Source organism: Niallia sp. Sow4_A1 (assembly GCF_052116745.1).
Classification (GTDB): domain Bacteria; phylum Bacillota; class Bacilli; order Bacillales; family Cytobacillaceae; genus Niallia; species Niallia hominis.
In genome coordinates, this window is sequence record NZ_JBQKKM010000051.1 from 1 (window position 1) to 12,729 (window position 12,729).

At 34.7% G+C, this 12,729-nt stretch carries 10 protein-coding genes; 8 read left to right on the top strand and 2 right to left on the bottom strand.

The window, feature by feature from the left end; translation table 11 throughout:
• Nucleotides 1-190: 190 nt before the first annotated feature.
• On the top strand, nt 191-895 hold the full coding sequence (locus tag ACTQ5K_RS21030; RefSeq protein WP_031538169.1) for an AIM24 family protein: 705 nt from the start codon (nt 191-193) through the stop codon (nt 893-895).
• A gap of 93 nt (nt 896-988) precedes the next feature.
• Here the strand turns inward: ACTQ5K_RS21030 and metA are convergent, their stop codons facing one another.
• Nucleotides 989-1,897: a homoserine O-acetyltransferase MetA gene (gene metA, locus ACTQ5K_RS21035; protein ID WP_031538167.1), complete on the bottom strand. Its 909-nt coding sequence runs from the start codon at nt 1,895-1,897 to the stop codon at nt 989-991.
• Nucleotides 1,898-2,231: 334 nt separating this feature from the next.
• Here metA and ACTQ5K_RS21040 point away from each other — a divergent pair, with 334 nt between their 5' ends.
• From ACTQ5K_RS21040 to ACTQ5K_RS21050, 3 genes are all read left to right on the top strand, one after another.
• Nucleotides 2,232-3,920: a formate--tetrahydrofolate ligase gene (locus ACTQ5K_RS21040; protein WP_235251631.1), complete on the top strand. Its 1,689-nt coding sequence runs from the start codon at nt 2,232-2,234 to the stop codon at nt 3,918-3,920.
• A 122-nt stretch (nt 3,921-4,042) separates the two neighbouring features.
• On the top strand, nt 4,043-4,579 hold the full coding sequence (locus ACTQ5K_RS21045) for a hypothetical protein (RefSeq protein ID WP_349204910.1): 537 nt from the start codon (nt 4,043-4,045) through the stop codon (nt 4,577-4,579).
• Nucleotides 4,580-4,591: 12 nt separating this feature from the next.
• Nucleotides 4,592-5,074, top strand: a complete 483-nt coding sequence (locus ACTQ5K_RS21050; RefSeq protein WP_235251633.1) for a glutathione peroxidase — start codon at nt 4,592-4,594, stop codon at nt 5,072-5,074.
• A 91-nt stretch (nt 5,075-5,165) separates the two neighbouring features.
• Here the strand turns inward: ACTQ5K_RS21050 and ACTQ5K_RS21055 are convergent, their stop codons facing one another.
• Nucleotides 5,166-5,759 carry a MerR family transcriptional regulator gene (locus ACTQ5K_RS21055; RefSeq protein WP_349204911.1) on the bottom strand — a complete coding sequence of 198 codons (594 nt, stop codon included), beginning with the start codon at nt 5,757-5,759 and terminating at the stop codon, nt 5,166-5,168.
• 325 nt (nt 5,760-6,084) lie between these two features.
• On the opposite strand from ACTQ5K_RS21055, the gene ACTQ5K_RS21060 reads away from it, so the two are divergent.
• From ACTQ5K_RS21060 to ACTQ5K_RS21075, 4 genes are all read left to right on the top strand, one after another.
• Complete coding sequence (locus tag ACTQ5K_RS21060; RefSeq protein ID WP_235251649.1) at nt 6,085-9,147, top strand: GNAT family N-acetyltransferase; 3,063 nt, start codon at nt 6,085-6,087, stop codon at nt 9,145-9,147.
• A gap of 17 nt (nt 9,148-9,164) precedes the next feature.
• Nucleotides 9,165-10,025, top strand: coding sequence for an amidohydrolase family protein (locus ACTQ5K_RS21065; protein WP_349204912.1), 861 nt, complete (start codon nt 9,165-9,167; stop codon nt 10,023-10,025).
• 193 nt (nt 10,026-10,218) lie between these two features.
• Nucleotides 10,219-10,833, top strand: a complete 615-nt coding sequence (locus ACTQ5K_RS21070; protein ID WP_284561380.1) for an HD domain-containing protein — start codon at nt 10,219-10,221, stop codon at nt 10,831-10,833.
• On the top strand, nt 10,814-12,700 hold the full coding sequence (locus tag ACTQ5K_RS21075; protein WP_284561378.1) for an ABC-F family ATP-binding cassette domain-containing protein: 1,887 nt from the start codon (nt 10,814-10,816) through the stop codon (nt 12,698-12,700). Before ACTQ5K_RS21070 ends, ACTQ5K_RS21075 begins: the two co-directional genes overlap by 20 nt.
• The last annotated feature ends 29 nt before the right edge of the window (nt 12,701-12,729 follow it).

Sequence of the window (12,729 nt, forward strand, 5' to 3'; positions counted from 1 at the left end):
GGTTACCACCTGACTTATCCATTATAAAGGACTTTTTCTATGCATAAAATAATAAAAGTGAACATTTCGAGTATTTTTAATAGTGAAATTAAATTAATGCAACACTAGTGATTTCTACCCTATTTATATATTTTCATGCAACTTACTAGATGATATCCTTAAATTAACAATTTATTGAAGAGGTGAGAGCATGGGAAGATATGAATTAGAAGAATTCTTGGCAAAGACAGAGCAAAAAGATAAGAATGAGGGAGTTTTTGAGTTAGAAACAGAAAGAATGCTTGAAATAAATTTAGCGAGTCAAATATGGGCGAAAGCTGGAAGTATGGTGTCATATCGTGGAAATATTCGATTTACACGGGAAGGGATTTTGGAGCATGGTATAGGAAAGATGTTTAAGAAAGCACTTACAGGAGAAGGCGCTTCATTAATGAAAGCAGAAGGGAGTGGGAAGCTATATTTAGCAGACCAAGGAAAGAAAATTTCTATTTTGCATTTAAATGGAGATTCCATTTTTGTAAACGGTAATGATCTTCTCGCTTTTGAACCAACAATCAAATGGGATATCAAGCTAATGAGAAGAATTGCAGGCATGCTTTCTGGTGGTTTATTTAATATAAATCTAACTGGAAGAGGAATGGTTGCGATAACATCTCATTACGAACCACTTACGCTACGAGTTACTCCACATAACCCTGTTTTTACAGATCCGAATGCTACTGTTGCATGGTCTGGAAACTTGCAGCCAGAGTTTGTAACAGATATTTCGCTTAAAACCTTTTTCGGAAGAGGAAGTGGAGAATCGATACAGATGAAATTTGCAGGAGAGGGATTTGTCGTTATTCAACCATATGAAGAAGTTTATTTTACAAGTGGTAGCAATAATAATGGCTAAATTGGTTGGGAATGGCATAATAGCGAGGGGGTTCGCGGGTCAATCGACTTCTACCCTCGCTTTTTTTGTATCTTCTTAAGCTAGCTCTTTATTTTATTTCCATTCGTAAGGTGTTTCTTGGTAGACATAATAGTTCAGCCAATTAGAAAACAATAAATGGGCATGTGAGCGCCAACTATTTAAGGGCTGCACACTCGGATCGTTATTTGGAAAATAATGCAGCGGAAGATGGATGTTTAATCCTTTTTCTTTATCCCTTTTATACTCCTCTGCTAATGTAACAGAATCATATTCTAAGTGGCCAGTCACCATAATTTGTTTGCCACTATTTGCGCTAACGATAAAAGCTCCAGCGTCTTCTGAGGCAGATAATAGCTCTAAATCAGGATGTTCTTTAATTTCTTGTATCGATACATTTGTATGTCTTGAATGAGGGGCTAAAAAGCTATCATCAAAGCCGCGCATTAGCTTATCAGATGGATTTAAAACATAGTGAGAATAAATTCCATAACATTTTTGATCTAATTTATATTTATTTATTCCAAAATGGTGATAAAGAGCTGCTTGGGCTCCCCAACAAATATGGAGAGTAGAAGTAACATTAGTCTTTGACCATTCCATAATTTTCGTTAATTCTTCCCAATAATCGACTTCTTCAAAACTCATTAATTCTACAGGAGCTCCTGTGATAATCATACCATCGTATCTATTTGTTTTTATTGCCTCAAAGTTTCGATAAAATTGTTCAAGATGATATGGACTCGTATTTTTTGATTCATAGGAAGCTGTTCTTAAAAAGGAAATATTTACTTGTAAAGGCGTATTTCCGAGCAAGCGCAATATTTGAACCTCTGTTTTTTCTTTTTCAGGCATTAAGTTTAATATTAATATGTTTAATGGGCGAATATCCTGTGCTTTTGCCCGACCTTCATCCATAATAAATATATTTTCATCTTCTAGTATTTCTCGTGCTGGCAAAAGATGAGGGATTTTTATTGGCATATAGGTATGTCTCCTCCTAATAATCATCTTATTTTGTATTTCCATAGTAGAAATAGTAGTGTTACATAAAATGTTTGGTGTTTATATATGTTTGACGGTAGGAACTTTCTATAACCGATAACATAGCTTATTATAAAATTGATTTGAATATGTCGCAATCATAATGTTTGGAATTTTTTAAATGATAGCATATTTTCTATGTTTATATCGAAAATCTTTTATTAAGGGAATGCCATGGTAGTTGATACATGAAAGTGATTTTGTCGAAACGTGTACTTATAACATGGTTTTTATTGTACAATAAAATGGAAGGTTAAAATTGCAGAGGAAAATCATGGAGGTAAAGAAAGAAATGAAATCTGACATCGAAATTGCTCAACAAGCAGTAATGAAACCAATCATACATATTGCCGAGAAAATTGGCCTATCTGACGATGATATTGAATTATACGGAAAATATAAAGCGAAAATATCCTCACAAGCCTTGATTGACTTGAAAAAAAATAAATCAGGTAAATTAATTCTTGTGACGGCTATTAATCCAACTCCTGCAGGGGAAGGGAAATCTACTGTGACAGTTGGTTTAGGCGACGCATTAAATAAATTGCAAAAAAAAGCAGTCATTGCCATGAGAGAACCCTCTTTAGGCCCCACAATGGGCATAAAAGGAGGAGCGGCAGGCGGCGGAAATGCCCAAGTGCTACCTATGGAAGATATTAACCTTCACTTTACTGGAGATCTTCATGCAATTACCACTGCTAATAATGCTTTGGCTGCATTAGTTGATAACCATATTCATCAAGGCAATGAATGCCGCATTGATCAAAGAAGAATTGTATGGAAAAGAGCAGTCGATTTAAATGACCGTGCCTTAAGAAAAGTAGTAATCGGCTTAGGAGGTCCCTTACAAGGAGTACCTAGAGAAGATGGATTTGACATAACAGTCGCATCTGAAATTATGGCTGTATTATGTTTGGCAGCAGATATCACCGATTTAAAGAAACGATTATCCCAAATGGTTGTTGCCTATAATGTAGATAAAGAGCCAGTCACTGTTGGTGATTTGGGAGTAGAAGGGGCACTTACTTTATTGTTGAAAGATGCGATAAAGCCAAATTTAGTTCAAACGATTGAACATTCTCCAGCCATAATCCATGGGGGGCCATTTGCTAATATAGCCCATGGTTGTAATAGTGTCATCGCAACAACAACAGCTGCTAAATTAGGCGATTACGTAGTAACAGAAGCAGGATTTGGAGCAGATTTAGGTGCAGAGAAATTTTTGAATATTAAGTCGAGAAATAAAGAGATAAACCCAGAAATTGTCGTTATTGTTGCAACGATTCGTGCATTAAAAATGCATGGAGGAGTTGCAAAACAAGAACTCTCTTTAGAAAATACTGAAGCTTTAAAAACAGGCTTTGCAAATTTACAAAAGCATGTGGAGAGCATTCAAGAATTTGGTTTACCATTTGTTGTTGCGATTAATAAGTTCGTGACAGACACAGAGGCGGAAATTGAGGTACTGAAACAGCTTTGTGAACAAGCGCAAATTCCAGTTGCCTTAACAGAAGTGTGGGAAAATGGTGGAGATGGAGGTGTCGAATTAGCCAAAAAAGTGTTAGCTATATTGGAGCAAAAGGAACAAAAATTTGAACATATTTATCCATTAGATGCTTCTATCGAAGAAAAAATACATACAATTGCATCGAAAATTTATGGAGCAAAAAGTGTTGAATATTCTTCTAAAGCAAAAAAACAGATAGCAGACTTTGAAAAATATGGCTGGGCTAATCTTCCAATTTGTATGGCGAAGACACAATATTCTTTATCAGATGATCCTTCGTTAATTGGCAGACCACAAGGATTTTCGATTACGATTCGTGAATTTAAGCCTTCTATCGGGGCAGGATTTCTCGTGGCACTTACCGGTGATGTTATGACAATGCCGGGATTACCAAAAAAACCCGCTGCCTTAAAAATGGATGTAGACGAGAACGGGAAAGCAGTAGGGCTATTTTAAATAAAGATAAATTTAGCAATCAAGTGCAAGTATTCGTTGCCAATAGTAGCTGCGTTATTTTTTTGTATGCTGCTATTGGGAAGTTTCTTGCGCTTTTTAAAAAGTAAAGAAGGAGAAAATGAATGTTTGATCCCACTGCCTTTGAAAACATGAGAACCGTAATGGAAGGCCTTATTTATGACAGTGATTTAGATGGGAAAATTGTCGTTTTAGACCGGAATGATTTATTTAATAGTAGTAAATTATCAAGAAATTATACGATTACGTTTAGGTTGAAAAATCAGCAAAACGCAAAGTTAACATTCGAACTATCGGCTGATTTGCAAAATTTATCTGCAGAGCTACTGCCAAATACAAACAAGGAAGCCTTAATTGGTGCGACTATTTATATTCACCTTTATTTACGCCATAAAAAGTCAGATATACTATATCATACCTTGCAAAATAAAGTCGAAGATATATGGGGAAAAGAGATGAAGATTGTCCAGGAAATTAGTTATAATCCACTTAATGCTGATAAAATAGTAAATAATCATATTACTATTGATTTTAAACGCTTCATTATCGAAGAACAAATAGATGATATGATCATTATGATGGAATTTATGGAAAAAACATTGATTTCCCTTTACTCTATTGATGCATTATTAACTGTATAAGGAGATGATAAAATGAATATTTATGATTTTGAAGTTAAAACAATGAATGGAGACTTACAATCATTAAGTAATTATAAAGAGAAAGTATTATTGATTGTAAATACAGCTAGTAAATGCGGCTTTACACCTCAATTTAAAGAATTACAAGAATTGTATCAAACGTATAAAGATAAGGGATTTTCTGTATTAGGATTCCCAAGCAATCAGTTTTTAAATCAGGATCCAGGAACAAACGAGGAGATTATGTCGTTTTGTGAAATAAACTATGGTGTAACATTTCCGATGTTTGCTAAAATCGATGTAAATGGAAAAACGGCTGATCCACTATATCAATATTTAACAAAAGAATCACCTGGTACGCTCGGAGTAAAGGCGATTAAGTGGAATTTCACTAAATTTTTAATTGATCAGGATGGAAAAGTTATTGGGCGATATGCACCAAATACAAAGCCATCCGAATTAAAAGAAGACATTGAAAAGCTATTGAATCATTAAAATAAAAAAGGGATTCTGCTCGAAATTTAGTGGAGACGTAATTTACTTCAAGAAAGGCAGAACCCCGTTTCTTATACATATTTTTACTCTATTAACGATAAGAAAATAAGCGGATAAAACCTGATTTTTTTTGTTTCGTTTCCTTTTCGTTTATGAAATTTTGTTTTGTTTTTCTTGATTTAGCAGGATTATCTTCTTTATCTTGGTGGATAATCGGATTTTCTAATCGTGTTATTTTTTTTTCTTGGCTGACAATATGTTCTTGCTGAAGTTCAATATGCTCCTGTTGTTTTTTTAATTGTTGCACTAATACTTGATTGAAATTTTTTTGAAGTTCTAATTCTTCTCTGATTGTTTGTAAATCTTGAAGAATTTTTTCCGTGGCATCGGTGGCAATTGGGATAGAGGTAGGGACAGGGCATGTAAGCTCATCTTCAATTTGTCTTAAAGACAGTTGCTTTTCATTTCGCAGTTGTTTCACCTTTACTAAAATATCCAAGCTTTTTTGATCAAAATAGCGATAGCCATTTTCTCCAATAATAACTGGGATAAGGGTTTTTAACTCTCTTAACCAGTTTCTTAGAACCCCAGGACCTTCATCAATATATTCCGCAGCTTCTTTCACACTTAATAATTTTGTTTGTTCATCCTTAATAGAAAGTTCTTTTGTTTGTACACTTAACATTCTACACACCCCTCAATAATCATAATCAAAGCAAAACCATTGGCAAGAAGGACGTTTAAAGGCCTTGTCTTTATATCTTTCGAGAAAAGAGAAAAATATCCTTTGACGAGCTTTGTCTAGTTTTGTTGGATATCATATTTAATTATCAGAAAAATTATTATTGCAATATCTTTACAAACATTCTTAATAATAATACGATAAGAAAGGAACGTTGGAAAAACATTCCTATATTAATGAAAGGAGGAGGTACTATGCGAAACCACAAAGAAGTATCGATGCAAACAAAAATTCAAAATAAGAGGGATGAGGGTTCTTAGTGGAAAAGATGCAGGATGAAACACAAACAATAAAAATCGTTAGCTATCATGATGGGCTTGCCAAAAGTGTTGCTGATATGTGGACAAAGAGTAAGGAATCTTGGGGAGGTTCAGGTAAAACAGAGGAGCAAGTGCTCGAGCAGCAGCAAAGTTCCGATAATCTTGACACTTTCTTAGCTGTGTTGGGAGAAGAAGTGGTGGGATATTGCGGATTTTCTGTTTATAAGGAAGATGTTGGAGCGCTATATGTACCGTTGTTAAATGTTCGCCCAGATTATCATGGAAAGAAAATAGGTAAAAAGTTATTATTACATGCCCTTAACATGGCAATAGACAAAAAATGGCCAAGGCTTGATTTATATACATGGGCAGGTAACTTAAAGGCAGTTCCTTTATATAAGCGCTGTGGTTTCTTTTGGGAGGATAACGATAAAAATACTCACTTAATGAACTTTATTCCAACTGTTCGCAATAATGAATTAATCAATCATTATTTAAAAGACATGGATTGGTATGATGATTTAAAAAGAAACCTGGAAATTAGACCAGATGGAGAAATTGTTAATGGATTTACACACTATGAATATGTTTGGCAAAAAGAACGGGAAAGTGTTGTAGTTAAATTCGAAAAAACAGGTAGAGGAATCAGCTATATTGAAACAAAGGATTTTCAGTTGGAATTAATAATGGAAAATCATGAGTGTATAGAAGAAATAGAACAGCAAGTATCCTTGAAAATTAAAAATAAAGGAGCAAACCCAATTTCCTTGCAAGCTAGGGCTGATAATGATGGCAGAATTAGCTGCAGTTTCTCCAACACATTTACAGTAAAGGAAAAGGAAGAGTTGATTGTTCCATTTCCTTTTGTAGTAAAGGTAGGAGAGGAGCCTGTAGAAGGGAAAACTTTCCCGTCGTTAAAAGTTGATCTCAGCATAAACGAATTGGAAACAAGTTTACAATTGGGGATATTGCCTAAGTCGCCAATTTCTATTGAGACAAAAGAAATAGATGCCATTTTAGCTAAAGGAATGAATACTTACTTAGATTTGGAACTCCAAAACAATTTAAACAAAGACATTAGCGCTAACCTAATGATACCGATGAATAAACATATTCAATTTGATGGGGAGAAGTATTCTTTCACTCTGGCAAAAAAAGAGAAAAAGTGGATTAGAATTCCTGTTGAAGTGAAGAGTTGTGGCTGCTTTAAAGAATACTTTCAATGTGAAATGATGGGTAATGACAATAAGCTATTAAGTATTCAGAAAGAGATAACCCTTGCATTAAAAGGGATTGGTGAACAGTTTGTAGTGGAAAATGATAAGAGCTGGAAGGTATATAACGGTCCACATCAGCTTTCTATAAGTAAAGTTGATCACACAACGGAAATTGCTGATACAGATTTCACTCTTTTTGCACCAGCAATCGGAAAGCCTTTTTCTAGTGAACTGTCTAAACTAAAGCCGTATTTGGTGAACACAGATAAAGCTGGAAACAGTATTGCAATAAAATTATTCTTTAAGTCTAGCGATTTTCCTGGTATGGAAATTATTTTAACGAATGAACTTTTTGCAGAAGGTTTAATAAAGCGTTTGGTAACAATTAATAATAATAACTTGGTAGAAAAAGAAATAAGCCTACAAGAAACATTCTATGATTCTTGGCATAATTTATTTCTCCCTTTAAAAGGAGAAGTTGTGTCATTTTGTGAATTAAATACTGTACTTCCATTTGAAATCGCATCAAAGGATATAACGGGTAATTGGTATTTTTCTACTCCAACAGTGTTTCCTTTTGGAGTAGCATGGGATAAAGACGCTCGCATAAAAATGGATAATTGGAAAATGCATATAGAGTCTACACACTTCCTTCAATCAAATGAATCAGTCGATTTCCCCCCTATTTGCATAAATATCGGTGCTTATCGCAAATGGCAAGAATGGCAGCTAGCTGCGGAGGGAATGAAGGACGAACACAAAAGAAAAGTTGTAAAGGAATTAATCATTGAATATAACGATGGAAATATGATTTGGGATAAAGATGAAGATGTTAAAGTATCTCTAAAAAACTTTAGAAATCAACCAATAATTGGTGATGCTACCTTTAGAATAAATCATAATAAGGTCGATTGCGTTCAGATCAATACAGAGCAATCAGAAGTTTACCGAGTAAACCATCAAAATGCCATACAATTAGGTCTAAATAAAATGACTACTACTATAGCGTCAGCAACAAAGGATATGGACACAGCTCATTTGTTTTTTGTTTCGAATCAAAAAGGGATAACTACACATCTTTTAGAAGAAGAAGGATTAGCTGTTTATCAGGTTTCCAACGGAGTAGTGACATTTAAAGCTTCTCCTGCCTATTATCCCGGTGTTTATTCCCTTGAAGCGAACGGGAAACACTGGCTGGAGCACTCTTTTCCAAAACCGATTGCAAAAAGCTGGTGGAATCCGTGGTGTGGTGGCATAAAAAATGGTCCACCAGAGTTAAATGTCTTTTCTTTATTAAAAGAACATACAATATGTGAGTTTACTAGTCTAAAGGATATCCATCACAATGTCTGGTCTGGAATAAAGCTGGAAACAACGATTAATCATCATCAAAAATGGAAGGGTTTAAAGTATGTGCAATATTATGTAACAATGCCAGGCATACCGTTAGTTATTACATTTGTAGAAATAATGAATGATGCTGGAAAACGTATGGCGGAAGAAGATTGGCATACCAATCTATTTATGGCATGTAACGAGGAAGAAAAGTGTGTGCTTCATATAATGAGCGATTCGGTGGCAAATAAGCGATTTATCGTTGCTGACGAAGAGCAGGAAGCAAATGTAAAGGATAATTACTACTTATCATTAGGGGAAGATAAGTTTTACTTTATCACAAGTGAAGACGCAAAGGATGCAGAATATTATAGTAATAAAGATGCGATACAGTTAATTTCCTTTGACAAATGTAAAAGAAAAACAAACCGCCTATATACAGAACCGAACTATTTACTGTTTGCGAAAGAGGAAATCTCTACCAGTCTATTAAAACAAGTAAGAAGAATTGCATTTTAAGAAAGGGAATATTTTTAATGAAAATAATTGATGCACATATTCATTATTCGAATATAGACACATTCAAAGATACTGCAAAAAATCTTTCCTTAGTTGATTATAGCTTTGAAGGAGTTAAAGAGGAGATGGAGAAGGCAAAGATTGTCCTTGCAATTGGAATGGGCGTTACAGAAACTCCTGAAATGGGTTTTCCTGATTACCATGCGCAAACGCCGATGGGACTTGATTTAAGTGCAACTCTTCCTGAAAATATAGTCTACTGTGCTGGCGTAAATCCATATGATATGGATATGTCAGCAATTCAACGTTTGGAACAAGAGATTCAAAAGCCGAATGTTGTCGGAATGAAAATCTATTTAGGATATTATCCATTTTATGCTTATGATGATGTTTATGAACCAGTTTACAAGCTTGCAGAAAAGTATCATCTTCCTGTCGTTTTTCACACAGGAGATACGTATTCTGAAAGAGGGTTATTAAAATATAGTCATCCTCTTGCAATTGATGAAGTGGCAGTAAAACATCGTAAGGTGAATTTTATGATGGCTCATTTCGGTGATCCATGGACGTTAACTGGTGCTGAGATTATTTACAAGAATTCGAATGTATATGCAGACCTATCTGGTTTAATTGTTGGAACAAAAAAAGAATTGGAAGAAGCACATGAAGGAATATTTCTTGACCATTTGCGTCATGCATTAGTCTTTTCCCATTCCTATGATAAATTGCTTTTTGGCACAGATTGGCCATTAGCGCCATTTGGTCCTTATATTGATTTTATTAAAAAACTTATACCAGAGACCTTCCATAAAGATGTATTTTATCGGACAGCCTTGAAAGTTTTTCCGAAAATTAAACCGTTTTTAAAGGATGAATAAAAATATCATACAAAAAAGAAAGCAGGAGGAGAATGGATAAAACATTCTTCTCCTATTTTTTGTTTAGAACAAGTGATATTCTTTCTTATTCGAATAACTGCGTTTCATGATACAATAAGTTAAATAGAAGCATAGCTGGATGTGAGAATAAGTGGATATTATATACCAAGTAGAAAATTTGGTGAAAATTGAGATGGAAAAAGATGCGAGTGGACATGATTGGTATCATGTCGATAGAGTTCGAAAAATGGCTTTATTCCTTTCGAAAAAAGAGGGAATAGGCTATTCGATTATTATCGAGCTCGCGGCATTATTACATGATATTTCAGATGAAAAATTGAATAAATCAAAAGAAGAGGGGCAAAGGAAATTAGCGTCTATACTTGATACTATTCCGGTAGATAATCAAGATAAAGAGGTTATTTTATCCATTATTTCTTCTGTCGGCTTTAAAGGCGGAAACGGAATACCTCCAAGTAGCATAGAGGCGAAAATAGTCCAAGATGCAGATCGTTTAGATGCGATTGGGGCCTTGGGAATCGCGAGAACTTTTGCTTTTGGTGGAAGCACTGGAAGTCCTATATATGATCCCGCTTTACCAATAAGAGATAAGATGACGGAAGAAGAATATCGGAAGCATAATTCTTCCTCTATTCATCATTTCTATGAGAAGCTATTAAAAATAAGAGATTTATTACATACAGATAGTGCCAGAGAAATGGCAGAAGCAAGGCATCTGTTTATGGAAACCTTTTTACAAGAATTTTATAAAGAATGGAATGTACAGGATGAAGAGTATTTTAATTGAAAATGTAACAAAAACATATGGAGAGAAAAAACTATTTGAAAATATATCTTTTTCGATAAGTGAAAAAGAACGAGTCGGTTTAATCGGGATAAACGGTACAGGAAAATCATCTTTATTAAAAATAGTGGCTGGAATGGATATTGCAGATAAAGGAGAGATAACTGCACCGAAAGATTATCAGATTGCCTATTCTGCACAAAGTCCTGAATTAAACCCTGAGCTTAGTGTCTTGAACCAAGTATATGCTGGTGATGCACCTGTATTAACGCTTATAAAAGAGTATGAAGCCCTGTTGATCCAAATCAACAATGACCCTGAAAATGAGAAATTCCATGAAAAGCTTTTTGTTCTGCAAAAAAGAATGGATGCTTTAAACGGCTGGGAAGTTCATACAAATGCAAAGACTGTTTTAATGAAATTGGGGATTGAGCATTTTGATAAAAAAATCGGCGAATTATCCGGAGGACAAAAAAAACGTGTTGCGTTGGCACAAGTCCTCATTCAAGAGCCAGATTTACTTATTTTAGATGAACCAACAAATCATCTCGATTTTGAGGCTGTGAAATGGCTGGAGGATTATTTAAGTCGATATACCGGCGCCCTTTTACTAGTAACACATGATCGTTACTTCTTGGATCGTGTAACGAACAGAATGTTTGAACTGGACGGAGGGAATCTTTATAGCTATAAAGGGAACTATGGAGATTTCTTGCAGGCTAAAGCTATTCGCGAGGAAAATGAAGCGGCGACGATTGAAAAACAAAAGAATTTATTTAGAAGAGAATTGGAATGGATTAGAAGAGGAGCAAAGGCTCGTTCCACAAAACAGAAAGCAAGAATTCAACGTTTTGATACTTTGGACGATAAGCTAGCGAATGTTAAAGGAAAAGATAAATTAGATATTTCGCTTAAAGGGAGCAGATTAGGAAAACAAGTATTTGAATTGGTTGATGCTAGCAAGCGTTTTGAGGATAAAATCATTTTAGATCACTTTAATTTACTTGTGAAACCTGGAGATAGATATGGGATAATCGGTAAAAACGGAACAGGAAAATCGACGTTCCTAAATATTTTGGCGGGCAATTTATCTCTTGATGCTGGTGAAAGAATTATTGGTCAGACTGTAAAGGTTGCATATTATACACAAGAAAACGAAGATATGGATACTTCCAAGAGAATGATTGAATATTTAAAAGAAACTGCAGAAGTAATAGAGGCTTCAGATGGAAAAGTCATTACAGCTGCTCAAATGCTAGAAAGATTTCTATTTCCCCTTCATACACATGGGACCATTATTGGAAAACTTTCTGGTGGAGAAAGAAGACGGCTTTATCTATTGAAAATTTTAATGGGAGAACCAAATGTACTATTATTAGACGAGCCAACCAATGATTTAGACACACAAACATTAATGGTTCTAGAAGATTATTTAGGCGACTTTAATGGTGTCGTTATTACCGTATCTCATGATCGCTATTTTCTAGATAAAGTAGCTGAACAGCTATTAATATTAAAAGGAAATGGTGTAACGGACACATATTATGGCAACTACAGTGAATATTTAGAGGTTGAGCGAAAAGAAGAACAACAAACAAAAGAAAAATTCGACACACCGAATGTCAAGAAAGAGCCAAAAGCGAAAAAAGTAAAACTTAGCTATAATGAACAAAGAGAATGGGAAACAATAGATGAAGATATTGAAAAGGTAGAAGAAAGACTAGCAAACATTGAAACAGACTTAGCCGAGACAGGCAGTGATTTCGAAAAAGCTGCTGAATTAATGAAAGAGCAAGAACAATTAAATGAGAAATTAGAATATCTTATAGAACGATGGAGCTACTTATCGGAAATAGCGGATAAGTCGTAACAACAGGAAAAATGTCTTGGAAAGAGTCG